20 protein-coding genes and 2 pseudogenes are annotated in these 25,511 nt (G+C 54.7%); 16 read left to right on the top strand and 6 right to left on the bottom strand.

The window, feature by feature from the left end; all coding sequences use genetic code 11:
* Nucleotides 1-332: 332 nt before the first annotated feature.
* Entirely contained in the window at nt 333-1,346 is a 1,014-nt protein-coding gene (locus BMZ46_RS17095) for a zinc-dependent alcohol dehydrogenase family protein (protein WP_074689790.1), read from the bottom strand.
* 170 nt (nt 1,347-1,516) lie between these two features.
* On the opposite strand from BMZ46_RS17095, the gene BMZ46_RS17090 reads away from it, so the two are divergent.
* Nucleotides 1,517-1,891 carry a winged helix-turn-helix transcriptional regulator gene (locus tag BMZ46_RS17090; protein WP_074689792.1) on the top strand — a complete coding sequence of 125 codons (375 nt, stop codon included), beginning with the start codon at nt 1,517-1,519 and terminating at the stop codon, nt 1,889-1,891.
* Nucleotides 1,892-2,002: 111 nt separating this feature from the next.
* A pseudogene (locus BMZ46_RS29850) lies at nt 2,003-2,152 on the top strand (IS5/IS1182 family transposase); the annotation flags it as partial.
* A gap of 11 nt (nt 2,153-2,163) precedes the next feature.
* On the opposite strand, the gene BMZ46_RS17085 reads toward BMZ46_RS29850, so the two are convergent.
* Entirely contained in the window at nt 2,164-2,808 is a 645-nt protein-coding gene (locus BMZ46_RS17085; RefSeq protein WP_074689794.1) for a TetR/AcrR family transcriptional regulator, read from the bottom strand.
* A gap of 111 nt (nt 2,809-2,919) precedes the next feature.
* On the opposite strand from BMZ46_RS17085, the gene BMZ46_RS17080 reads away from it, so the two are divergent.
* From BMZ46_RS17080 to BMZ46_RS17030, 11 genes are all read left to right on the top strand, one after another.
* Entirely contained in the window at nt 2,920-3,813 is an 894-nt protein-coding gene (locus BMZ46_RS17080; protein ID WP_074689796.1) for an NAD(P)/FAD-dependent oxidoreductase, read from the top strand.
* Between the two features lie 21 nt (nt 3,814-3,834).
* Nucleotides 3,835-4,308, top strand: a complete 474-nt coding sequence (locus tag BMZ46_RS17075) for a methyltransferase family protein (protein WP_074689798.1) — start codon at nt 3,835-3,837, stop codon at nt 4,306-4,308.
* A 941-nt stretch (nt 4,309-5,249) separates the two neighbouring features.
* Nucleotides 5,250-5,678 (top strand): hypothetical protein, encoded by a 429-nt coding sequence (locus tag BMZ46_RS17070; RefSeq protein WP_074689800.1) that lies wholly within the window; start codon nt 5,250-5,252, stop codon nt 5,676-5,678.
* A gap of 233 nt (nt 5,679-5,911) precedes the next feature.
* Complete coding sequence (locus BMZ46_RS17065) at nt 5,912-6,427, top strand: GrpB family protein (RefSeq protein ID WP_074689802.1); 516 nt, start codon at nt 5,912-5,914, stop codon at nt 6,425-6,427.
* A 416-nt stretch (nt 6,428-6,843) separates the two neighbouring features.
* Nucleotides 6,844-7,359 (top strand): Hcp family type VI secretion system effector, encoded by a 516-nt coding sequence (locus tag BMZ46_RS17060; protein ID WP_074687775.1) that lies wholly within the window; start codon nt 6,844-6,846, stop codon nt 7,357-7,359.
* Between the two features lie 135 nt (nt 7,360-7,494).
* On the top strand, nt 7,495-9,537 hold the full coding sequence (gene tssI, locus BMZ46_RS17055; RefSeq protein WP_074689806.1) for a type VI secretion system Vgr family protein: 2,043 nt from the start codon (nt 7,495-7,497) through the stop codon (nt 9,535-9,537).
* Nucleotides 9,527-10,267 (top strand): DUF4123 domain-containing protein, encoded by a 741-nt coding sequence (locus BMZ46_RS17050; RefSeq protein WP_074689808.1) that lies wholly within the window; start codon nt 9,527-9,529, stop codon nt 10,265-10,267. Before tssI ends, BMZ46_RS17050 begins: the two co-directional genes overlap by 11 nt.
* On the top strand, nt 10,264-15,117 hold the full coding sequence (locus BMZ46_RS29845) for an RHS repeat-associated core domain-containing protein (protein ID WP_254778415.1): 4,854 nt from the start codon (nt 10,264-10,266) through the stop codon (nt 15,115-15,117). Before BMZ46_RS17050 ends, BMZ46_RS29845 begins: the two co-directional genes overlap by 4 nt.
* 15 nt (nt 15,118-15,132) lie before the next feature.
* Complete coding sequence (locus BMZ46_RS17040; RefSeq protein ID WP_092163875.1) at nt 15,133-15,561, top strand: SMI1/KNR4 family protein; 429 nt, start codon at nt 15,133-15,135, stop codon at nt 15,559-15,561.
* A 335-nt stretch (nt 15,562-15,896) separates the two neighbouring features.
* On the top strand, nt 15,897-16,193 hold the full coding sequence (locus BMZ46_RS17035) for a DUF7660 family protein (RefSeq protein WP_074689810.1): 297 nt from the start codon (nt 15,897-15,899) through the stop codon (nt 16,191-16,193).
* 139 nt (nt 16,194-16,332) lie between these two features.
* Nucleotides 16,333-16,650, top strand: a complete 318-nt coding sequence (locus BMZ46_RS17030) for a hypothetical protein (protein WP_074689812.1) — start codon at nt 16,333-16,335, stop codon at nt 16,648-16,650.
* Nucleotides 16,651-16,871: 221 nt separating this feature from the next.
* Here the strand turns inward: BMZ46_RS17030 and BMZ46_RS17025 are convergent, their stop codons facing one another.
* From BMZ46_RS17025 to BMZ46_RS17010, 4 genes and pseudogenes are all read right to left on the bottom strand, one after another.
* Nucleotides 16,872-17,510: an antitoxin Xre/MbcA/ParS toxin-binding domain-containing protein gene (locus BMZ46_RS17025; RefSeq protein ID WP_254778416.1), complete on the bottom strand. Its 639-nt coding sequence runs from the start codon at nt 17,508-17,510 to the stop codon at nt 16,872-16,874.
* Nucleotides 17,511-17,738: 228 nt separating this feature from the next.
* Nucleotides 17,739-18,134, bottom strand: coding sequence for a DUF6957 family protein (locus BMZ46_RS17020; protein ID WP_074689814.1), 396 nt, complete (start codon nt 18,132-18,134; stop codon nt 17,739-17,741).
* Between the two features lie 290 nt (nt 18,135-18,424).
* Nucleotides 18,425-18,613, bottom strand: a pseudogene (locus BMZ46_RS17015) (IS5/IS1182 family transposase); the annotation flags it as partial.
* Between the two features lie 67 nt (nt 18,614-18,680).
* Nucleotides 18,681-20,297, bottom strand: coding sequence for a TnsD family Tn7-like transposition protein (locus BMZ46_RS17010; protein ID WP_074689816.1), 1,617 nt, complete (start codon nt 20,295-20,297; stop codon nt 18,681-18,683).
* Nucleotides 20,298-21,016: 719 nt separating this feature from the next.
* On the opposite strand from BMZ46_RS17010, the gene BMZ46_RS17005 reads away from it, so the two are divergent.
* The 3 genes from BMZ46_RS17005 to BMZ46_RS16995 are packed head-to-tail and all read left to right on the top strand — an operon-like array spanning nt 21,017 to nt 25,354.
* On the top strand, nt 21,017-21,979 hold the full coding sequence (locus BMZ46_RS17005) for a PDDEXK family nuclease (protein ID WP_224794717.1): 963 nt from the start codon (nt 21,017-21,019) through the stop codon (nt 21,977-21,979).
* Nucleotides 21,976-24,009 carry a transposase gene (locus tag BMZ46_RS17000; protein WP_074689818.1) on the top strand — a complete coding sequence of 678 codons (2,034 nt, stop codon included), beginning with the start codon at nt 21,976-21,978 and terminating at the stop codon, nt 24,007-24,009. The genes BMZ46_RS17005 and BMZ46_RS17000 overlap by 4 nt, the downstream gene beginning before the upstream one ends.
* Nucleotides 24,002-25,354, top strand: a complete 1,353-nt coding sequence (locus BMZ46_RS16995; RefSeq protein WP_081353120.1) for a transposase — start codon at nt 24,002-24,004, stop codon at nt 25,352-25,354. The genes BMZ46_RS17000 and BMZ46_RS16995 overlap by 8 nt, the downstream gene beginning before the upstream one ends.
* Nucleotides 25,355-25,511 lie beyond the last annotated feature (157 nt).

The following is a 25,511-nucleotide window of genomic DNA, read 5'->3' as shown; positions in this document are numbered from 1 at the left end:
CGGGCCTTGGCCTGGAAGGTCCCGGGCAAAATCGACAACATTTGCCACCTGTCGAAGACGGAACTGGCCGAGCTGAAAATTACTCTGCGGAAGTTCGCTAACGGGCAATAAGACTTGCGCGGCGTTGGGTTTGACGCCGCGAAGCGGGAAGACGCTTGCCTAACGGAATAGCAGTTATGAGCGGTAGCGCCCTGCTGGCAAACGTCCGCAGTGTATGGTTTTCAGCCCGTCCGCTTGTGAGGGAAGGGTTCGGGAAAGCGGACATGGCTGCGATCATCGCAAAGCCCCGGGCTCTCGTCGCCCGGGCCCATACCTATTCACATGACGATCGCTCAGTTCGCAACGTCGATCACGACCTTGCCGATGTGGTTGCCGCTTTTGAGCCGCTGATAAGCTGCCTGGTAATCCGCGAACGGGAAGGTCTGATCGAGGACCGGATGCACCTCGTGCAGTGCCATGGCCCGCAGCAGTGCTTCGAAGTTCGCCCTCGGCCCGACCGCCGTTCCCGCCACGTGAAGGCCGCGCGCGAGGATATCGATCGGCGGAAGGCCGCCGCCGAAGCCGCTGGTGAAGCCAACCAGCGAGATGTCGCCGCCCTTGCGGGTTGCCGCCGCCGACTTCACGATCGTCTTCTCGCCTGCGATGTCGATGGTCTTGTCAACGCCTCGGCCGTCGGTGAGGGCGAGGATTTCCTTGTCCCAGTCAGGATGGGTTCGGTAGTTGACCACGGCCGCGGCTCCCAGCGCCTTGAGACGTTCCGCCTTCTCATCGGACGATGTGATCGCGAGGACCTTCGCGCCGAACATCGTGGCCACTTGGAGCGAGAAGAGCGCAACGCCCCCTGTGCCCTGAACCAGCACCGTCTCACCCGCTTGTAGAGGCGACGACAGGTTGAGCCCGGTCCAGGCGGTGACAGCGGCGCACGGTAGAGACGCTGCTTCGGCGTAGGACATGTAGTCCGGCAGGTGAACGATAGCGTTCTCGTGGACCATGATCTGCTCGGCCAGCCAACCGTCGGTGGTCATGCCGAGGCTGTGTAGCTGATACTCCGGACGCGGGGGGCCACCGATCCAGTGCGGGTGGCATGAGGCACTGACGCGATCGCCCACCTTCGTGCGTGTCACGGCTTCGCCGATCGCGACGACCTCGCCCGCTCCATCCGATAGGGGCGTGCCGTTCGGCTTGGTCGGCGAGCCATACTCGCCATCAAGGATGGCCTGGTCGCGGTAGTTCAGGGAGGCCGCCTGAACCTTGATCAGCACATCATAAGGCCCTGGCGTTGGTACGGTCTCGTCGTGCAGTTCCAGGCCCGGCTTGTCGCCGGATGTCCATCGAACAACTTTCATCGTCATCGTCCTCGCTGGTTCGGCTTAGCCGTCCTCGGTCTGAGGGCAAAACGGGCATCAGCTCGTTCGGGCTATAGCCGCAAGATTGCTTTAGGGGCAAAATTAGCTGTAGCTATAGGTATATGCAAGAACCTACCTGTAGGTTTGTTACCCACCAAAAGGTAAGTTAGGTGAATCGAGATTGGAGATGCGAAGACCCTCAGCAGCAGCTCGTATGGGCGGCCGCGACTAGCGAGACCCTGCGGGTGCTTGAGGGAAAGTGGAAAATAGTCATCATCGTCCAGCTTTTCGCAGCCAAGGCGCCGGTGCGGTTCTCGGAACTGCAAAAGCGGGTTGAGGGCGTGAGCCAGAAGATGCTGATCCAGCAACTTAAGGAACTAGAGAAAAACGGGATCATCACGCGGACGGTCTACCCGCAGGTTCCACCCAAGGTGGAGTATGCGCTGAGTGAGCTGGGGCTCGCGCTTGGCCCGTCCATCGAGGCGTTAATCGATTGGGCCTTCTTGAAGTGCGAAGCCAGTCGTGGTGCACCGCCGGAAGGATGATGCCGACCTTTCGGCCCTTGCGTACGAATGGCTGCTTACCAACGTTCGTCGCTGGCATTCGAATGGCTATGAAGGATAGGTAGCAGTCGCTTGTCAACGTCCGCTTCTGGCCGAAAGCGGCCTGCTTGGTACGGCAGCTTTCGGCCAATGGGCTACGATGCTGAGCACTTGCGCCAGTACTGCGACAGTTATCAGACGCAGCCCGTGTTCCCGCTGCGACCCCTAGTGCTCAAACCCAAGACTAGGCCAAGCTACCCCCGAGCGACTAAATACTATTCACTCGCATGGTCGCTGCGACCGTGCGCGGCGACGAACATCGCGACGGCCGACTGGCAATAGGATTCGATTTCGCCCTCTGCTCTCGCCAAATCGAAGCGGGCGATCATCAGTAGATCGGACCCTTTGAAAAGCGCGGCAAACAAACGGGCGGCTTGGTGGGGATCAGGTACGTTGAGGAGCGCCTTCGCGTGAAGCTGGCGCATTAGGGCCTCGATGTCGGCGATGACGTGGGCGGCGCCAGCTTCGTAGTGGCGCCTGCTCAAGTCGTTTTGGCTAGTTTTATCGGCCATAACCATGGCTTCGATACTGCTGACGTCTGGTCTTAACAGCGTGCGCAGTAGAGATGTTCCCACTGCCATAAGTTGGTCTTCCACCGAACCTTCGGCACCTTCAAGCAGGGCCTGTGGCGCAAACGACTGCTGGCAGCCGGCCGCGATGGCTGCGCTGAACAGCGCCTCCTTGTTCTCGAAGCGCCTATAGATGCTGAGCTTGGATATCTTCGCCCGCTGGGCGACCTTGTCCAACGTCGTCGCTTGAAAACCCAATTCCACAAAAAGCTCGCTTGCGGCGTCGAGTATTGTTTGGGCAAGCGCCTCGTTGGTGGGGCGGCCGCGCCGGCCCTGAGTGGTTTCAGTCATAATATTAGTACTTTACAGTATCTTAATTTAAGGTCTACGATACCATTCAGTATCTTAAACCTTCAATCCGAAGGTTACGTTACAACCGACACTCCAGCGGAGCCCATCACCATGAATGACGTCATCATTATCGGCGGAAGTTTTGCCGGTCTCGCCGCCGCTTTGCAGCTTGGCCGTGCCCGTCGCAAGGTCATCGTTCTCGATACCAGCCGACCGCGTAACCGCTTTGCCGGCCATTCGCATGGGCTGCTCGGTCACGATCACACACCGCCACTGGAAATCCTGGCTGCGGCGAGAAAGCAGTTGGCGCGCTATCCAACGGTCAGGCTGGTCATTGCCCGGGCGGAGAAAATTTCTGGCGTAATCGACGATTTCTGCGTTGTCACTGACGATCACGAAAGCCTAAAAGCCCGCCGCTTGATCCTGAGTTATGGCGTCGCCGACCAGATGCCTGATGTTCCAGGGTATGCCGAGAGTTGGGGCACATCCATCGTTCCCTGCCCCTATTGCGACGGCTTTGAAGCCGCCGGCAAGCATTGGGGGCTCGTGTGGTCTGGCCCGCAGTCGCATAACCAGGTCAGGCTGTTCCTCGATTGGACCGACAGGTTGACTGTCTTTGCAGATGGTCACGACATTGCGCCTGACACTAGGGCCGATTTGGCGCACCGCAACATACCTGTCGTCGACGGGCGGATCGTCGAGATCGCCCATCACCAGGGGCATATCGCCACGGTCAATCTCGAAACCGGCTCCCCTGTCGCGGTCGACATCCTATTTGCTCATCCGCGCAACAAGCCGTCCGCAAACCTGCATGAGTCGATAGGCCTCGCCACGATGGATACGCCCACCGGCGTCGTGCTCAAGGTCGACGAGCGTCGCCAAACCAGCACGCCCGGCATCTACGCTGCCGGCGATCTCACCACACCCATATTACCCTCGGTCACCCAGGCATCATCGCAAGGCGCGATGGCGGGTATTTTCGCACAGCAGTCGATGCTGGCTTGAGCGCATAGGGAGGAGATGAATATGGCCGTCCAACCTGACAGCGCGGGGGTGCGCTTCCCTCCACCCTTCATATATCTCGGAGCGCTGCTTTTGGGGCTGGCGGCGGAGCAGTTCGTCGCCCTGCGCTCTTTCGGCATCGACCAGGGGTGGCTGGTCGCGACGGGCGTGCTGCTGTTCGCTGCCGGCGCGGCAACGATGCTTGCGGCGGCGGGGCTCTTCCGGCGCTTGGGCACCAACATTCCGCCCTCGCGACCAACGACCCTCATCGCAACGACCGGTCCTTATCGGTGGACCCGTAACCCGATGTATCTTGGCATGGCGCTTGTCTATGCCGGCATTGCGATCGGCTTCCACGGAGCGATCGCCCTGGCTTTGCTTCCGTTGGTGCTGATAGTGATCCAGAGGCAAGTGATCGCTCGCGAGGAGCGCTATCTCGAAGCGAAGTTCGGCGACGACTACCGGCGCTACAAGGCCGAGGTTCGTCGCTGGCTCTGACTATCCGCAGCTGCCACCCTGCGGGGTTTTTTGACAATCAACACCGTTTTTACTGCCGCGGCTACTGAATGGACCCTGACTTCGTACGTAACCAAGGGCCGCTTCTGGCCGACAGCGGTCGCTCCAGAACGTCCGCTTATGGCCGGTAGCAGTCGTTTGTGAGCGTCCGCTAATGGCCGTTTTCAGCCGGTCTTGGGGGGCAAAAAAACGGCCAAAACGATCCCCAACCGCTGAATGACGGCTAAGAAACCTGATCACCTATCATTACGATAGATACTCCGAACGTTACGCCAGATAGCCGGGTAACTTCAGCCAATGCCCGTAAAGGGGCCGGCAAGTCGAAAATTGTCAATGGACTCAGTGGACGGGTTTGCAGCTCATACCCGTTCAAGGCTTGGCGTGCAGTGCGATGGACGTCCGACCAGTCATATGCAAAGAACCCACGTTTGGCAAAGGCAACGAAAGCGTTTGCACCAGACATGGAAGTAACCAGATCTACATCGGACAGCTCCGGCAATGAAAGGACCCATTCTTCGGAGTTCTCGACGGAGGGAAGTGCGGAGTCAGGAATAGGCCCCGAACCAGCCGTAGTGAAGAGCGCAACCTCCCGATGGCATCAGAGGCTATCCATCCAACATCAAAGTCCTGAAGATCGAGAGAAGTCACCATTGGCATCTACTTTAGAAAAAAGGGACTGGTTAATTTTCGAATTCTAAACTTCCCGGCTCAGCGTGTGTAAAGGCGTGTCTGCAAATTGCCAAGCCGGGAGGAAATGCGACGGATTTATTTTTCCCTGCTCTAAACGGCTGTTTCTGGCCGATTGCTGCCTGTCTCGAAGGGCTGCAACCGGCCAGAAACGAACAGCGCATACATAGAGCTACATACGGTGGAAGCTGCTCTAGTATCCTCGCCGAACAAAATACGCTTCTGGTCCTCAATCTATGCTCCCTCCCGACATCGAAGAATGGCTCCAATCTAACTCTCCCCTTGGCTATACAGCGCATTTGCTAGCTCACCAAGCTAACGTCTCGTTTTACGTCACCACGTTGGGAATCGAGGGTACTGCGTTAGCCGATCTTTATTATCGTTACGGCGCAATGCCTGTTCGAGGATGGTATGAGTTAAACGAAATAGATCAAGTTGAGCAGGCGACTACCTACGCGATCAACGAGCTTGGAGTACCCGTTGATTATCTGGCTCTTTCCGGAGTAGTGGGGCAAGGCATCGTGCTCTACCACCGCTCATCTCAAGCAGTGTTTGATGTAGCGTTCGGTCAGTTCGACCTTCTTCTAAAGGGCGAATTAGCACCTATCGCAGCTACGTTTAGTGGCTTCCTCCAGTGGTGTCGTGACCGAGATCTGGACGACTAAAACACTGGGGAGCGGAAAATTTTTCGTCCGCTTCTCGCCGAATGCGGTCTCTCATGAGCGGCTGCGTTCGGCCAGACGCAGAAGCTGGACAGGACAGCTACCCAACCTCGACCAGATTCTAATTCGATCTGCTAAATCGCCGTAATGCCGAGGTTTCGTTATCAGTCGCTAGCGGATGCAGATGTTTTGACGGAAAATTCGGTGCTTTAGATATTATTCGCCAAGGAACGGACATGGCATTGACCAGCAAGATCACTCCCTATAATCCCACTTGGCCCGTCCGTTTCCTAGCAGACAAACCACTCATCGCTTCGGCCTTTGGCGATGAGCTGATTGCCCTCCACCACGTTGGAAGCACCTCTGTTCCAGGGCTCGCAGCGAAGCCCGAGATCGATGTGCTCATCGAGGTTCACGATCATCGCAATGCCCCGGCGCGGGACGAGGTGTTGATGGGTTTGGGATATGTACGAGGAAGTGATCTATCGGAAGGGCATCATTTCTATCGGCGTAATGTGAATGGGATTCGCACGCACAAGCTCCACGCTTGTACCCGTGGCCACCTTACGATCACCCAGATGCTTGAGTTCAGAGATTTGCTTAGGCGCTATGCCTCGATCCGCCAGCAGTATGAAGCTCTGAAGTTTCAGTTGGAGTCGAGCAATACTGGTGGGATGGCTGAGTATCTGGAGAAAAAGTCTCCGTTTATTATCGCGGCGCTACTTCATGCCGGTATATCCATTCCTGAATGACCGATGGGTTGCTGAGCGACCCCGGAATCAAATTTCCGCTTTTGGCCGATAGCTGCCATGTCTACTTCACATTCAACCCCCACACAAATCTCAAACCGCTTGGCATGGCCTATCGCCATACTGCGCAAGAAGTTGCGCAGTATGTCGTAATATTTCAGGGGGTAAATCCTCTGTAGCCCAAGCGCTGCAAGGGCTGCAGCCAAGTGCGCAAGAAGTTGCGCAGTACTGCGCAACTTCTTGCGCACTTTCTCCCGACTTTCCCGCTGAAAATCGCCCCGAATGATCACCGACTACCGTGGCGCCCCCGCCATCCGGGCACCACGCAAAACCTGGCACGCTCCTTGATAACAGTTCAGCCACCCACCGGGCGATTTCGCCTCCGGGCACCCTCAATTTATCCGCAAGGAGAGCACCCCATGGCAACACCAGCGTACATGTCGGTTACCGGCGAAAAACAAGGCCTGATCACTGCCGGCGCCTTCACCGCCGACTCCGTTGGCAACACCTATCAGGAAGGCCACGAAGACCAGGTGATGGTTCAGGCTTTCAGCCACGACGTGATCATCCCGCGTGACCCGCAATCCGGTCAGCCAACCGGTCAGCGCGTTCACAAGCCAGTTGTGATCACCAAGGTCTACGACAAGTCGTCGCCTCTGCTGCAAGCTGCTCTGACCTCCGGCGAGCGCATGAGCGAAATCGTTATCCAGTGGTACCGTACTTCTGCTCAAGGTACTCAAGAGCACTACTACACCACCAAACTGGAAGACGCGATCATCGTCGCCATCAACAACAAAATGCACAACTGCCAGGATCCATCGAACGCCCACTTCACCCACTTGGAAGAAGTGCAGTTCACCTACCGCAAAATCACCTGGACCCACGAAGTATCCGGTACTTCGGGTTCCGATGACTGGCGTGCTCCAGTCGTTTAATTACGGCTGACCGTTACACGCATCGGCCAGCTCTGCTGGTCGATGTTGTTTACGCCCCTCCAGAATTTCGCGTACGTTGAGCCGCTTTTTTTGCGGTCGTCGACGAGCGCCGCTGTACAGCACGAGGAACAAGGGATGTTCGCGCCGGCCAATGAAACCCACTTTGCCCTGACCATCGAAGGGCTTTCCGCCGACTTTCAGGTGTTTACCCTCACCGGCCGGGAAGCCATCAGCCAGCCTTTTGTCTTTGAGGTGGAGCTGGTCAGTGAGCAGCCGTCGCTGGACCTCGAAACCCTGCTGCACAAACCGGCCTTTCTGCAGCTGTCGCCTGACGGCAGCGGCATCCATGGCCAGATCTACCGCGCCGCGCAAGGCGATTCCGGCAAGCGCTTGACCCGTTATTCGGTGACCTTGCGTCCGCAACTGGCGTATCTCGCGCACCGCATCAACCAGCGCATCTTCCAGAACCTCAGCGTGCCGAAAATCATCGGCATGGTGCTCGAAGAGCACGGCATCCAAGGCAACGCCTACGAATTCAAGACCGGCTCGATCTATCCCGAGCGCATCTACTGCGTGCAATACGACGAGTCGGATCTGCACTTCATCCAGCGCCTGTGCGAAGAGGAAGGCATTCACTACCACTTCCAGCACACCACAACAGGCCACAAACTGCTGTTCGGTGATGACCAGACGGTGTTTCCGAAACTGGCGCCGGTGCCCTATCAGCAAGACTCCGGCATGGTCGCCAGCAACCCGGTGATCAAGCGTTTCGACCTGCGCCTGGAAACCCGCACCAGCCGCACCACCCGTCGCGACTACGACTTCGAAAAACCGCGCCTGACCCTGGAAAGCGAAAACCGTGGCGACGCCCTGCCCGACCTCGAAGACTACGATTACCCGGGCCGCTTCATCGACCGCGAGCGCGGCAAGCACCTGGCCAAACGCGCCCTCGAACGCCATCGCAGCGACTTCCAATTGGCCGAAGGCAAGAGTGATCAGGCACTGCTGGTCAGCGGCCACTTTCTTGCTCTGACCGAACACCCGAAAGCCAAGTGGAATGATCTGTGGCTGCTCACCGAAGTGCTGCACGAAGGCAAGCAGCCGCAGGTGCTCGAAGAGTCGGTGACCAGCGACACCACGGCGCTGAAAGACGATTTCCACCAGGGCTACCGCAACCGCTTCCAGGCCACGCCGTGGGACGTGCCCAATCGCCCGCCGCTGCGCCACCCGAAACCGCGCATCCTCGGCAGCCAGAGCGCGGTGGTCACCGGCCCGAAAGGCGAAGAGATCCATTGCGACCAGTACGGCCGGGTCAAAGTCCAGTTCCATTGGGACCGCGAAGGACAGGCCGACGACAAGACCAGTTGCTGGCTGCGCGTCTCCAGCGCCTGGGCCGGCGCCCAGTACGGCGGCATCGCCATCCCGCGCATCGGCATGGAAGTGCTGGTCACCTTCCTTGAAGGCGACCCCGATCAACCGCTGATCAGCGGCTGCCTGTACCACAAGGAAAACACCGTCCCCTATCCACTGCCGGCGAACAAGACCCGCAGCACCTTCAAGACCCTGAGCTCGATGGGCGGTGGCGGCTACAACGAACTGCGCATCGAAGACAAAAAAGGTCAGGAACAGATTTACCTGCACGCCCAGCGCGACTGGGACGAGAACATCGAGCACGACCAGAAAATCCGCGTCGGCAACGAACGCCACGACACCGTCGAACAGAACAGCTACACCGAGTTCAAAGCCGAAGAACACCACACCGTCTACGCCGACCGCAAAGTCGAAACCCGCGCCAACGACCACCTCACCGTCGGTGTGAATCAGCACATCAAGATCGGCACCGGCCAGTTCATCGACGCCGGCCAGGAAATCCACCTGAGCAGCGGCATGAAAGTGGTGATGGAAGCCGGTGCGGAGCTGACCCTGGTCGGCGGCGGCAGTTTTATCAAGATCGACGCCGGCGGCGTGACCCTGAGCGGCCCGGTGATCAACATGAATTCCGGCGGCAGCCCGGGAAGCGGGACTGGTGCGGCGCCGTTGATGCCCGGTGTGTTGAAACAAGCCGACGCCGACAAGGCCGGCCAGGTCCTGACCCCGGCGCAGATCAACACCCTGAAACGTAACGCGCCGTTCTGCGAAGAATGCGAAAAATGCAAGGCAGGTGCCTGTGCCATCTGAACGAATTACCCCCAAGGACTGGCTGGCGCAACAACCGCTGCAAAGCGGCGAGCGCCTGTATCTGATCATCAGCGCCGCCAGCGACGCCGACGCGCTGAAAACCCTGTACCTCACCGAACCCACCGCCCAGCTCCTGCCGATCTGGGGCGGCACGCCCTATTCCACCTGGCAACCGGTGATGCCCTACCTCACCGAGCTCAAGCCGAATTCGGCCTTCCTACCCTGGATCGCCGAAACTGATGCGCTGGACTGGGGCTGGCTGGCGGTATCGCGTTCAGCGCCGAACGAAGTGTTCGAACATTTGCGCAGCCTGACGCAGGTGAAAATGCCGGACGGCACCGAGGTGTTTTTCCGGTTTTGGGATGGGCGGCATATTTATCCGATCCTGCGGGGGCTTGGGGAGAAGGCTGGAGAAGTGCTGCCGGTGTTTGAGCGGTATTTGATTAATGGCCAAACGCTGGAGGTCGGGACGCGGGTGTTGCCGAAGGTGAAGGATTGGCCGTGGTGGGAGGTGCCCAAGGACCTGCTCAAACAGCTCGCCGAGGATGACCTGAGCACCGTCGTCGACAACCTGATGCAGTGGTTGCGTGAAGACTGCCCTGAGCTGTATTTCGCCTTTCCTGAAAACAACCTGCACCGCAAAGTCGAACGCTTCGTCCGACATCAACCGAATACAGAAGATATGGCAGAGCGCCTCGCCGCCCAGCTGACAAAGGAAGTCAATGCATGATTAGCAGCCCACTGGGAACCTTGGTTCTTCAGGTACTGGACGCCACAGCACCCGACGTCAACCTGATCCTCAAAGACTTCAATAATTGCCTAAGCGACTACAAAAATTGGGCGGATGGTTTCTGGACGGGCTGGGCTATGGACGTCGACCAGAAATTCAAGGTCGGCAACGAAGTCAGCGTTACGCAACGCAGGACCAGAACAGGGGCCGTTGAGACCTTTGCAGTATGTCCTAAGGACGGCAAGTTTACGCTGATCCATGCATTCGAGACTGCGCGCTACGTGCCCATCGGCAATACCCCGGTGCGCATCGAACAGGTCGAAAAAGCAATGATTGGCTACTCCGTGGTGGGAGCCCCGATCAATAAAAAAATTGGCCCCAGTGGTATCGAGACCATCGATAACTGCATCCCAGGAAAACAATATCGCATCACCTTTTTTCCAGATGTCTCCGAAAGTGACGTCAAAGCCCTATATGGTTCTTACAAGGGCGTGATCAGCGATCTAAACGGCTGGTTGAAAAGCGAATGGACGAGCAAATTTCAAGCGCAATGGAGCACCTACTCCGCGGCAGATCGTTCGGGTCGGGCGATGATTCTGCTGAAAGAAGCGCTTGATAGCTTCGAGCAGGCGCTACTCGGTTTCTGGGATGACTTGAAAAACCTTGTAGGTCTTCTGGCCGATCCGATAGGGAATGCCAAAAAGCTTCGCGACTACTTATCAGACCTTGAACTCGAAAAGCTCTACGCGACCTCCAAAGACGCAATTGCCTCTGCCTTGTTGATACTCAACGACGAACCGCTGATGTTCATCTACATCTCGGCAATTGTGGCCTGGGTCGGCATGCTGCCGCCGCAGGTGATCGTCAACGTGATCGCAAGTATAGGCGTCGAGTTCCTGATCAACGTAGTCATCGGTATCTGTCTTACGGGCGGAGCCGGCCTTGCCGTGCGGTTGGGGACCAAGGCCCTGAGCAAAATGAAGCCTGGGGGAGCACTCAAATACCTTGAGGGTTTGGCTGAACAGTTGATGTCGGCTAGCAGCAAACATAGCCTTCCGGCCCATACAGAGCTTTCCAAGCCTGTAATGCTCAAGGCCAAGGATGTTCCACTGGACGCAGGTAAGAAGGCACCTCTTTCCATCGGTGTTACTGATACTGGTGGTGGCCCTGTGCCTCTTCCCAAGACCGTTGATACCCCCACGCTTAAGGAGCCGAACGCCTCGGTATTTGCTCGGAAGAAAACAGAACCGCAAAGCCTGCTGGTGAAAAACGAACAGGTTAATGACGCACCTAAGCAGTCCACGAACCCGGCTAATCAAGCGGCACAGTGCAAATCCAAAACCCGTTGCGAGGGCGACCCCATTTCGATGGTCACCGGTGAGGAACTACTAACCCTCACTGATGGAAAATTGGACGGCCTGCTACCGCTGGTATGGATACGTCTTTACCGCACCAGCGCGGTAGAGATCGACAACCGTCTAGGCTTCGGCTGGAGCCATCCGCTATCACATAGTTTACAAATCAGCGATGACGTCGTGCTGTGGACTGACAACGAAAACCGTCGGACCGAGTTTCCTCTACCTAACGAACAGCGTCCGTCCATCACCAATAGCCTTTCCGAGGCGGCGATTTTCATAGGGGATGCGCCGGGCGAATTGATCTTGGCTCAGGCCGGACAGGACACACGTTTTTATCATTTCCGCGCCGGGCGCCTGACTACCATAAGCGATGCCTACGACAACCAATTGCACATCAGCTATGACTTGGTTGATCGCATCCAGCGCATCGATAACGGAGCGGGACGTTCTTTGCTCCTGCGCTATGAAGATCGCCATATTATCGCCGTTGACTACCAACAATTAGGTCAGGAATACAACGAACGAGGCGAACGCCAAGACCCGTGGCAGACGGTCAAGACACTGGTTAGCTATAGGTACAACGAGCGTAATCAACTGATAAGCGCCACCAATGCCGTTGGGGAAGTGGAGCACTATCACTATGACGAGCAGCATGTAATCCAACAGCGCCAACTGGCCGGCGGCGCAAGCTTTCACTGGGAGTGGGAACGCGAAGGCAAGTGGGCCCGTTGTACTCGTCAGTGGTCCAATATTGCGCAGATCGATGCGCGTTATGTTTGGGGCGATGAAGGCACAGTTACTGTCGCTAATGCAGACGGCAGCGAGCAGATTTACGTCCATGATAAAAACGCTCGACTGGTCAGCCAGACCGGTCCGGATGGTGCAGAAACACAAAGAGCCTATGATGAAAAAGGTCAGCTAATCGCTGAAAAGGACCCTCTTGGCGCCATCACAGAATATCGATACAACGAAGCCGGACGCCTGGTCGCAATCATTCCCCCTGAAGACCAACCGACCACTTACGAGTATCACAACGGTTTCATACGAGTAGTCCGTCGGGGCAAGGCCACTTGGAAATACCAGCGCAACCTCCAGGGCGACATCACCCAGCAGACCGACCCCGACGGCAGTGAGACGTGCTACCGCTACGACCGCCGAGGCCGCTTGCTGGAAATTACCCACCCCGATGGTAGCCGCCATCAGCTCGACTGGAACGGCCTTGGGCAATTGCTTGAAGAACGTCTGCCCGATGGAGGCCAGCGCAAATACCGCTATGATTCATCCGGCCGATTGATCACCCGCCAAGACGAGAGCGGCGCCATCACCCAGTATCAATGGGACGCAGCTCAGCGCTTGGCGCAGATCACTTTACCAGGTGGCACGACACGCACTTTCAGTTACAACGCCTACGGCAAAGTCACCGCCGAACGCGACGAGCTGGGGCGTATCACTCGCTACGAATACGCCGACAACCTGCACTTGGTCAGCCGCCGCATCAATCCGGACGGCAGCCAACTTCACTACCGCTACGACAACTCGCAACTCAACCTCACCGAGATTGAGAACGAGCGCGGCGAACGCTATCAGCTCGACTACTACTCAAATGGCCTGATCCAGCAAGAAATCGGCTTCGACGGTCGCCGCACTGCCTACGAGTACGACCTCAAAGGCCAGTTGCTGAAGAAAACTGAGTTCGGCGACGACGGCAGCGAACTGGTCACCGAATACCAGCGCGACGCTTCCGGTCGCCTCCTGGTCAAAACCCTGCCCGACAGCGAAGAGATTCACTACAGTTACGACGCACTGGGTCGCTTGGTAAATATTGATGATGGTCATTGGCCGCTGGCATACGAATACGATGTACAGGACCGCCTGATCACTGAACATCAAGGCTGGGGCACCACACGTTACGAATATGACAGCGTCGGCCAATTGAGCCACTGTCGCCTGCCCGATGGCAGCACGCTCGACTACCGTCATTTGTCCGGTGGGCGCCTGAGCAGCATCGACCTCAACGGTTCTCGCCTGACCAGCCACCAATTCAGCGCCGGTCGCGAACAACAACGCCAACAAGGACTGTTGCTCAGCCAATACCAGTACGACGAACAAGGTCGTTTGCAAGCACACAGCGTCAGTCAGCGTGATAAGAACCTGTTCCAGCGTCGCTATAAATACGACGCCATTGGCAACCTTTCCGGCGTCGACGACAGCCGCAAAGGCAATCGCAGCTATCACTACGACCCGCTTGATCGTCTGATCAGCGTGCGCGGCGCCACACCGGAAAGTTTTGCCCACGACCCGGCGGGTAACTTGCTTGGCCAAACCAACGAAGGCACCGCCAACCTCGCCAACGTCAAAGGCAACCGCCTGTTGATGCAGGGTGACCGCCATTACGACTACGACGCCTACGGCAATCTAATTCGCGAACGCCGCGGCGCCGCTCAGAAAATCGTCACCGAGTATCGCTATGACTGCCAGCATCGCCTGATCGGCGTCACCTTGCCAGGCGGAAGCAAAGCTAGCTACAAGTACGACGCCTTTGGCCGCCGTGTCGAAAAAACGGTCGATGGCCATACAACCGAGTTCTTGTGGCAAGGCGAACGTCTGATCGCAGAAAGCGCAGAAAGCCGGTATCGCAGCTATATCTATGAGCCTGGCAGTTTCCGCCCTCTGGCAATGCTCGATGGCGAAGGCCCCCTCAAGGCAACGCCGTTCTATTACCAACTAGACCACCTCGGTACCCCTCAAGAACTCACCGACTACAGCGGCGATATAATGTGGTCGGCGAAGTACCGCGCCTATGGCAACCTCGCGGCATTGGATGTCAGTGAAATCGACAACCCGCTGCGGTTCCAAGGTCAGTACTTCGATGCGGAGACGGGCCTCCATTACAACCGCCATCGTTACTACAACCCGGGAACTGGACGGTTTCTGACGCCGGATCCGATCAAACTCGCAGGAGGGTTGAACAACTACCAGTACGTGCCTAACCCCACCGTGTGGGTGGATCCGTTGGGACTGGAGTGTCTAGAGGCGGATGGAGGCAAGGCAGAAACTGGCGGAGCAGTGGATCCGGTTGCAGCAAACCGTAATGAAGCACTAAGCGGTATGGCGACGCCATTGGATCCCCACGCATACAGCGTTTTATACGAGACCAAAATTGGCCCGGATGTGCTAGCCGTTCCGAACCGCGCAGAACATTTTAAGGTTGCGAACGAAAGCCTCTTAAAGTCAGCCGATACTGATGCAGATTTTAATAAAATAATGGAAACAATGGTGCCAGGATTCAGACGTGTAAAGGGCACCAAGATACCTACCAAAGGCATTAGCCCTGGCAAGGAAGTCACATGGCATCACGTACCGGGAACGGATACACTCCAGCTGGTATGGCGCTATCAACATGAACAATCGAAAGGCCCTCAATGGAATGCTCTTTGGCAGAAGATGTTCCACCCCGGAAACAAAGGGGGCTTTGCAGATGGAAAGAAATAATTACGGAGGGCTGACATGAAGTTCGACTGGAGTTCTTTTGGGATTGAACAGGGATCCTCAGTGGATGCCAACACAATTTCACAAGTAGAAAAACTGCTTAATGTAAGTTTTCCAAAGTCATACTTGGACTTGGTCACATATTCCGATGAGGCCTCTCCGGAGATATCTTCATTTCCATATAGCAACAAAGGGACTTGCATAAGCGAATTCTTTTCTTTCTCGCCTGATGTGACCCCGTATACCATCTCATGGTACTCAGGGGCCGGAAAACCCCCAAGACTCCCCAAACAAATGATCCCTATAGCAAGGGATGCGGGTGGTTATCTGATTTGCCTAAATTTCAAAACACCCTGGGTTGCTGTTGAAATATTTGATCCGAGCTCAAGTGAAACCGAATTCGTTGCAAATAACTTTGACGATTTTGTTAATTTGTGGAGTGAGTAAAACAACTTAGTGTTGCCGCTGATGCGATTTTGAACCAGGCTGCCTGAATTCATTGATCTATCCAAATACTCAGCGAATGATGTGTTTACGCGGGGTTTCACGGGCCGCATGTAGGTCAGTCAAAATCAGCAACCCGGGTCAAAATCGTATCAGCGCCAACAACCTGTACGCCCCAAGGTTATGACCGGCAGAGATCGGCCAATAGCTGTCTGTTGTAATCGACTGAAATAGACCCGAAGCGGACGCTGGCAATGGTAGAGGTTGACTGTCTATCTAACTGCATAGCAGCATGCTGGCCAGCACTCTTTCGCTAATCCGCCGATGCAAGGACGCCTATGTCTGTAGATCTTTATGAGTTGTTGGAGAGCGTAAACGATGAGCAATCGTTCATCGGGTTTATCCAGGCGCTTGGTTCTGATTTTTCCAATGAGCGTGTGTTGGAAAAGACGACGCCATCATCCCCCTATGGACCAGGTGCCTTGGGGTGGGAAAATGGGTCTGTAGATACGTTTCTTGATGCAGCGGCTGCTTGGGCGAGCGCCAATAGCAGGAGCTCTCTATCGAATGCTCCAGTATCAAACGTATGGCTGCGTTGCGCGACCATATTGTTGGCTGGCAAGTTTTATGAGTGAGCGCCAGCCCCCTCTACCTTCAAAGTGAATCGAAAAACTCATTCAGTCCGCTTTTGGTCGTTGGCAGTCGATCTCGATGGGCCGCAATCGACCAGAGGCATGCTGACCGCAAGTTATCTTAATCGAAGGAGCGTTTTTAGTGAGCGGCCATAACCACGAGTTGAGAACCGACTTCATAGAGGCGCTCAAGGAAATCACAGCGCTGATGTCCATTGCATACGAACAAACCGGCCCAGTACCGGATGACCATGCGTTAGCTCAAGCAGGTTTAGAGAATGGTGGTGAAATCGTTCTCGATTATGTCGATCACAACGAGGCTGGAATAGCGTTCGAACACCTGCTTTACATGATTAATGAGCCACCGCTTATTGTTTCTGAAGAATGCACAAACATATTGGACCGAATCGCGAAGACCCTGGATATGCCGTTTACAGGGGGCGAAGGCAGCCGCCTATGAAAGGCCGCTATTGGCCGTTTTCTGCCTGTCGCGACTGGCAGCAGTAGGTCAACTGTGGATGTCCTACACTGTTTCGAGGCGGGCAGTAGTCCACCACCAACAAGATGGAGCGTGCGGTTATACCCTCCAGCTCATAATAGCTATACCTATCGACTTTCCGCAGGTCTTAAGGCTGCGGTTGAGCCATGCTGATCGATTTTTCATCATCATGGCGCAAAGGATCAGGCTGACATTCCTTCTGTAGCTTGAGCTAGCAGGTCCTCCACTTGACGCAACCCAGGTGTAGTGGAGAGCATTTCAATTGGGCTTTTGCCTGAAAAGCGAGATTTTGGCTTGGACAGCCATCTTAAGGCCTTCTCAGTGTCACCAAAAAAGGATTCGGCCACCGCAATTGTGTGCGCCAGCCGAAACAAGTGATCGCTCTCACTGGCGGTCAATCGCTCGCAGTTGGCCAATTTAGTCGTGAGCGCGTCGGCAGGTATGATTTTGTCCTGAGCTTCAACGCTGATGAGACCACAGTCGCGCATTGTTGGGATAATGCTTGCCATCAGGCCTGCATCAATCATTTCGTGAATGTGCTGATAAGTCGCGTCCTCGGGGATGCCGAGCAAGACCTTCATGCGGCTTCGATAATTGCCGTCTGCTTGAGCGCGCGAATGGTTGGGGAGTCTGTGAGATCCTTGCGCAGGTTTGCGGATCGGCGTCAGGATGATCGAGTCTCCGACGGTATTGATCGTCAGATCATCCCCGATCGTCAAGCCCATCTCATTAAGCAAGGCGGCTGGCAAATCGACGATGACATCTCCGCTGCCATCGTTGGTGGCCTGAGCCTGAACTTTCCAGCATTCGCTTTGATTCATAACCGGCCACCTAACGTGTCGTCAGAAAAAAGGATTTTCAATGCTCGCTCGCGCAGCGGATCCTGTCATGGAGTAAAAGAGCTATAGGAAGTGTTCGACCCGAAATTGCGACAAGCGGTCTATGCAGTATTTGACGCGACTGGTGACGGGGCGCCGCCACGTGCCGACCCTATCGTTCAATCCTTTCGTGTCCAAGAGTAGTGCACTGGATTCGCGCTGCCGGGAAACTCATTTCAAGCTCAAAAGATCCCTAAGTGTGATTTTCTGTCGGGAGCCTTCACCGAGCAGAACATACAACGTGTTTTTGGTAAAAAAGAGTCCTGCGTCGTCGTAGCTCATTTGGAAGGAGCTACGTACCCAATCTCCAGGATTAAAGCGCTCGCGACTGTCGAGTACGACGCTGCGCGCGTAGACGACCACTGGCTCCAACCCACGGGAACGAAGAGCATCGCACTCTTCGTCGCAGGCCTCTAGCTCAAGCAGCGTCCAGTTTTGGACCAGGCAAAACGAATAATGCGAAAATTTGTTCTGCACAAAGATGGCAGCATCCTCAGCTGACAGGTCGCAGCCGTTGACGCACTCGCCCTGTCCGCTTACGAGTTGCTCGAGTCGTGCGAGGTCCATGTGCGCAATGCCCTCTTGGAGATTGGATATCTATTTCTCTATGCGTCCACAGTCGTGTTAGAGCAACCGCCGATGTCGTTCAGATTGATGTTGAAAGTGTTCCTTCCAAATGTCAAAAGGACTCATCAAGGCTTGCTCCGCAGGCTGATGCCGCATTGAACCAGTGGCCGACACCATGCTGACCCAACCCGATCGGTAAAAATCTAACTCTGGTCATGGTTACAAACTAGGAGCCAGAATCAGTTAAGTTTCGGAAAATGGATCATTCAGGTGCTGGCGGTAACAACTGGTTTTTCACCCGGTACGCCGCGCTGCCGACTCGCATCTGTTGTGACGATGCTGGCGTCCACGGCAAAGCCATCATCCTTGAGCAGGCCTGCGTTCATGTAGCGACGCAGCATCTCAATAAACGGCCAGCGAAACAGATCACTGCCCTGAAAACGGCCGTGTTGATTCTTGGAAAATGTCGAGTGATTGGGAGTCCAGAGGTAGTCGTCGTCGAGCTTGTTCGAACTTTAGCTAGCTACGTTCGGATGCATTAATGCCCTATTCCTGGTCGAGGAGGTCTTGCGGCTTGGAGCGATCCAGCACCTTAGACAGGTATGCTCTGGATTCGGGGTATTGACTTCGATTTTCCAGGCAAGTCGAAAGCATGGGAATCATGGCGTACAGCTGGGCCATTTTGACGGGACCGCGCTGGGGCAAAGCGATCGACTCGCACGCCGTTTGTAACATGCTCAGTAGCCGATAATCCCGGGCCTCCCAGTCAACAGGGTGTTTGTTCACGTGCGCTGGTTTGGCGAAGGTTCGGTCTTCGGCTATCAGCCAAGCTTTGTCGTTTCGGTAAAGCCAGGCGTAGAGAGGAGGCATTGTGTTCCTCAAAGCCTGAACTCCCAATTCAGGATACAAACTGTGCAAATGTTGCCACTGCCTCCTGTGCTCATCGATCTCCCGGCAGAGCTTAGCTTTAAGAGCTAAGGCGTATGTCGCTGGGTGGGCACGCAGCAGCTTATTGATCGTAGACACAGTGATTTGAAATTCTTTACAAAGTTCCTGTTTCGAAACGCCCTCAGCCAGTTTTGACAGTAGATGCTGTTTGAGCTGACCTTTTAGTCGCTTGGGCCTCGGAGAGTTTTTGGCTGGAACCGCAGCGCTTGAAAGCGAGTATCGCCCGTCAGGTATCTGTGATGGAGTGGATGCGACTCGCTGAGCTGATCGGGCCACTTCAGCTTTGTAGGCCTCGATAAAAGAGTGCAGGTCATCAAATAGCCAACCAATCAGAATCAGATGTTTCAGAGGATGAATGCTTCTGCGGGGGGTACGGACAAGCTGGTTAACAAATGACTCTGAGCTTTTTTTGTCTGCCGGCAATGATTCAAAAAGATGAAAGCGGCGGAGCGGCTCGGTGCGGTCGAGCAGTGATGCAGATCCGCTCTCTTGGAGTAAAGCCGTTCGATAGGCCGTGGCGACGGCGCAAGGCTCGAAGGACGTCGCTCGGCCGATGGATGCAAGGTCGATGACATTGTCCGCCAAGGCCAAAAAATCTGGACGTGACCAGAGTTCCTGAGATGAGGTCTGTTCGATCAAGAACTCCTTGGCAGGTAGCGACCATTCAAACCGACCCGACCACCGTCTACTTTTGGTGGATGCCATGAGCCAAGCTTGATGGCGTGGACAGATCAGCACACCTGGATATTGGTGCTTGAGGTGCCAGTAAGCGACGCCATGGGCGTGCACATCCTCGCGCATACAGTACGGACATGCTTTCAACGGGTGTTCAGCGCCAAAGCCGCTTGATACCAAGCCAAGTCGATATTTAATTGAATCAATGCGATCGCTTTTAACAGTTTTTATCGCGTCTTCAATTTTAAATTTATTTTGAAATGGAACAAATAGTGGGAATATTGTGTGATTGAGAAGAATAAATTCTGCACTGCCCCAGTATTCGAACCCATTTCGTTCTAACGCTGAAATTCCGCAGGGGATATCATGTTTTATAAATTTTTGACTCAGTCCCAACACAGCGGTGGATGTCGTCGCAGCATTTAAGTTACCCATTACCAGATGCTGTCGACTGCACAAACTGAACAGTGTTTCGTCGGGTAGCCAGTCCAGCCGAGGGAGTGGCCCTGCCACCCATTCCTGACCTGAAGCGTCGCTCATGCGACCTCCTATGCGGGGTCAGAAGAGATCAGTATAGCAGCCGGCATCTCGTGCTTTGTATCCATTCGGCCTAAACATCGGATGATTATTCACTAATGCGAGGGCTCATAACCGTAGGCATCTACCGCTAGATTTTAATTTCTTTATCATCTAGGTGTGGCAGTTTTTAGCCGTCCAGGCACCGAAATTACTGGAAATTCAGCATTAATTCGCCGTCGGAGGCGAAACTTAGCTGATTTATTCCGGTTGTCAATCGCCATTTTTCGGCGTTACCATGCAGCGTTAAGTAACGGTTACTAAAGGCATTACTGGGACTGGAAGTGCACGGCAAACAAGCGATCAAAACTCTGCCGTAATGAATGGAGAGGCAGCTGCCAAAGTGCGGACATCTAAAATAAGATAGTTGCTGGCCTATTAATCAGGTCCTGAGGAAAGCAAAAATGGAAACTGGATAGAAGACCCAGGAGCCAGATAGACAAAGGCCCAAGTGTGACCTTGGGCCTCTGAGGATAAGTCAGCTTTCGACACCTGACTTATCCATTGTCCATTCACTAGCGTAGGGCGTCAAGCCCTGCACGGCTCCGCTCATCCCGAGGAAAGTAAATTGCGCGTGATGCGGCCATCGGTGCGCCTGCGCGCTATTGGACTACTTATTCATCCGATTCAGGAGGGCTGTTATACGTTGCCTGCTAAGGATGAATGAACGATGGATTAAATTTGTGGATTTTAAAAAATCTTTACTTCGCATTATAGGTCGGCAGGGCAGCTTCAAATGGGGGGATAACTACTTATCCGGAATTTACGCAGTTCCTGGTGAGGCTCCCAAGGGTTCTCGTATTTGCCGCCTTAATAGCAGGAAGCTTGGCCGAGCACTGCATCTTCTTTCTACACCTGAAAGGATCTTCGCCCAACTGGCTCTTTATAATCCCGATGTATTTGAGTTGCACGAGCAGAAGATGCTCAGCCCAATTCCACACGTTCATCCACTTCAAGGGCACCCCTTAGCTGCTGGACTGGAACTGCTGCCAGTGAAGGGAACATCTTTAGTAGCAGAGGAAATCAGGCTCAAACACGCGACTGTAGTCGTGACGTACGGTGATGGTGAGCGCCAGAGGGTTCCCCATCCCTACCTGGGCGATCTGCTTCTCTATATTCAACCGCAAGGCTCAGTCCCCTACGCTGTGAATTGGACAGTGAAGTTGAGCGCGATGGATTTTCATGAGGTCGCTCGGGGAAGCTTGAAGAGCCTAGCGAAACAGAAAGACGACCGCGAGAAAGCTCGCTTGCGTCATGCCTTGGAGGAGGCGTACTACCATAGTGCAGGTATCAGGACTGTCAGGGTTTCTAGGGACCTGCTGGACCCAGTTTTGGTGGCCAACTTGGATCTTCTATATGGCTATCATGATCGCGAAATCAGCCTCGAATCTAATCTTCTTGAGGACTTCTCGCACGATGTCGGTGACTGCGTCGCTCATGGGAGGCCAGTAGCGTCTGTTGCCTTAACGTACGGTCAGCGGTGGGGCCGGCGTGATCTGTTTCTGACGAAGATCTACAAAGACATATGGGAGCGCAAGCTACAGGTCAGTTTGTTTGACCCGATTCTAATCAATCATCCATTGGTGACGGATGCGCCGGATGTTTTGCAAGTCTATGGCTCACTTTTTGCTGGACTGCCCAAATGATCACTGGCTCCAAGCTGAAAGCACCTGAGGGATTTAAAGGGCTGACGAATGATGTCGAATACTATTTCCTTGCAAGTGACGGCAAGGCAAACAGGGCGCGCCTTGTATTTTTTGATGAAAAAGGCACCACTGCGAGCTTGCTAACGTTTTCCCGGCCTGAATTTGATCTGGCTTTGACCAATGGTGATCTTGTCGAATGTGGCAGTGACGCCACACCTCCCTGGTTGAAGGCCATCAGCGGCATTTCAGTGGATCAATTGGAAAAAGATCGAGTTAGGCCGAAGAAAAGCTACGATGAAATGGTTAACAAGCGTTACCTCGCCATAGCTAATCTGGTCGAAGATGCGGAGCATATTCTCTCGAGCGACAAGCCTGAATCGATTATCAACGCCTATGCCGATCAGCAGTCCCCCAAACTGGTTGGAGCCCGGCTGAGGTTTTGGTTTTTTACCTATCTCGTGTTCGGCCGCTCGAAATGGGCGCTTATGCCCAATTTCGGCCGCTGCGGGAAAGGCAAAAGGGTACAAGCAGTAGACGGGAAAATATTGGGAAGGCCGCCTAAGTCGGGACTAAAGTCCCGATTCCCTGCCACGCCCGAAATGCAAGCTTCTATCGTAAATGGATTCATTAAATATAATAATAAAACCAAAACGGACGCTGAGATTTTTGGTGACGTGCTGGTGGGCGAGTTCGGTTGCTTTCCTTTAACAACATCGAAAGGAAAAAAGAAGTTCTATCAACCCGACGGGAAGCCATTTCCCACAAAAGGGCAGTACGATTACTATCTTGGTCAGGTGATAAGTACCAAGGCGTATAGGAAAGCACGTAGAGGTCCGAGCGGGGCTCGAGCGAAGTCCGGTTTTATTGGAAGTTTTTCTCATGACTTGGTCAATGTAAATCAACTTGTTGAGTTTGACGGTTATAACCCTAAAGGCAAGATATCTGGCTTGCTCGAAGGATCCGCTATGGATTCGGCCTGTGTGGTTCGGGGAGTATGTGGTCAGTCTGGAGCCGTCGTCGCCTTGGGATTCTCCGAAAACAAAGAGAACATGGAAGCCTACCGTATGGCCCTGTTTTCGATGGCCATTAGTAAGGTCAAATTTGCCTCATTGTTCGGATTGATCATTAGAGAAGAAGAATGGCCCACTTACGGTTTGCCGCAAAACATTGTCTTCGACCGTGGGCCCGGCTCTACCATGGGCGTACCGATCCGTTCAGAAGCAGTCGCTCGTGGCGAAATGATGAGTTGGTTATCCAGGCTTGAGCTGACTCCTACCCACTCGGGTCAGTCGAAAGCGACGGTTGAATCGTCACACCCTCGGACCAAGTCTGACAATGACCAGCCAACGCATTTTCATAGCTCGCTCAACTTTATCGAAATGTCCAAACGGCATATTCTTCAAGCTATTTACGATAACCATGCTTCAGATGCTGAGGGGAAGATGACGCCTGATATGTTTGAGGTGGGCTTCAGTCCAACCCCACATAATATTTACAAGTTCTATAGTGATCTTGGCTATGATGCGGGAACGGAAGTTAGCTTTGACTACGCCGTGCGAGAATTCCTGACTCCTCATCCGGCGCACATCAAAAGGAGCGGGGTTTATTTTTATGGCCGCAAGTACAACTCTTCAAAGCTGATTGATACCGAAGTTTTTGACAGGATTGCGCTCAATGGCCAGATATCTGTCACAGCGTACGTGATGACCATGTGTGTCAGACATATCTGGATCGAGTTAGAAGGCGTCTTGTACGAACTCGACTTTGTAAAGCCGGCGAGCGTTCACCCCAGCAGTGTCGACATTTCGCTGTCGGATCTTCAAGTGCTCAATGAGAATCGGCTGCGCGGCAAGGCGCAGCTTCGTGAAGAACAACCCGCGATCCTCCAGGATCGCAATGCCCAGTTTCTTCACGCAACAGGCAAAGCCTGGGACAGTGGTACTCGCAAGCTGGGGCGTCCTGCGAAGGGCGGAGCGGCCGAGCGTGATGCCGCTGACCAGAAGCGGTTGATGGGGAAAGGCCATGACTAACATCTTTTCTACGCGCTTTGACGGACCGCACACGCTGGCTGATATCCGACGGTTGGTTACCGTGCATCCTGATCCGGTGACCGGTCTTGAGGAGTTGAGCCCCGCATTAGCCGCTGAGCGTTTGTCAGAGACCCTGAAGACGATTTTCCTTCCCAACCAGTTTTCTTTGGACTTCATCAAAGACAACGTTGATCGTGCGCGCAGCTTTTCCGCCGGGAGTTTTTCCACTGACCAGCAATATCAGCGGCGGCTATATCATCCCCCTGAGGATGAGGCGTTTCCTATATGCCTCACCGGCCTTGCTGGCGTTGGGAAGAGCCAAACTATCAGTGCGCTGATGAAAGTAATGCCTGGACCTGCGCCTTATTCATCCGCCCACTACCATGAACCACATACCTTAATCTCGTACTGGTACGCCAGCGCACGGGGTAAGGCTGGCGGCAGGCAGTTGTTGGAAGACTTCCTCGGCGGCGACGCGACGGGAGTTAGAGCGAACACGTCAAAGCTGCTGACAGAGTGCCGGCGTAGGGTCAATCGTGACGGGGTGTCACTAATGATGCTCGAAGAGATGCAGCATCAGAGCACTGGTCAAGGCGTAGCCCGGGTTACGGATATCCTCCTCACCATGGCAGGGCTTGGGGTCCCGATGATCTATGTGGCGAACTACAGCTTGGGTCACAAATTGCTGACGAGGAACAGTGAGGACAAGCAACGGCTTCTTTCCGATCCCCGCGTAATGCTGCCGGACCATCCTGACTCGAAGACTTGGGAGGAATATGTTGGTGAATGTATCCGGGTTACTGGGCAGCGTGTATCTGCAGATCCAGCCGCACTCAAGCATGAGCTGTATCGGTGTACGTTCGGAATAAAGCGTTTGACAGTGCATCTGATCAAAACGGCTTACCTTGAAGCACGCGCAGAACATCGCTATACGGTCGGTATTGAGGATATCAACAGAGCATATCTCTCAGCCTCCTACTCCAGCAGCAGGCGCGACGTCGAGGATCTATTCCTCCTCAACCTTCAGAGATGTAAACCCGGTTTCAGGTCCGACCTTCGTTGTCCGTTCCCCGTTCCGGTCCAATCGAACGTCTTGGCCTTCACTAAGCAAGATCGTGCCGCCCGGGTCAGTGAGAAGATTTTCGTCGCAGCATTGACGGTCGAGGAGCGTAAGAACTTCGAGCAGATCTATCCACCAGGTTCAGCTTCCAATCCTTCTTCGAAGCCAGAGCGTCAGAAGAAACCGGCTTTACCCAAGCAAACTCGGGAGGGCTTAGAGGTTGCGTACAGCCGGCTGCTATTCGAGTCTAAGGGGGAGCCTAAGCCTCGAGGGCCTGCAAAGTAAGCGCTATGAAAGCAATCGCACACCCTGAGCTTTATCTCGAGGGTGTCGCCTGCCATAGCGCAGACAACACTTGCACGGCCTAGCCCATCAGCATCAATTCGTTTTGAGCCCTCAGGCAGCCTAGTTCAACGGCTATGTCAGCGCGCAGCAGACGAGC

This window comes from Pseudomonas sp. NFIX49 (assembly GCF_900115915.1).
Lineage (GTDB): Bacteria > Pseudomonadota > Gammaproteobacteria > Pseudomonadales > Pseudomonadaceae > Aquipseudomonas > Aquipseudomonas pharyngis.
This window is presented reverse-complemented; position numbering and strand designations above follow the sequence as displayed.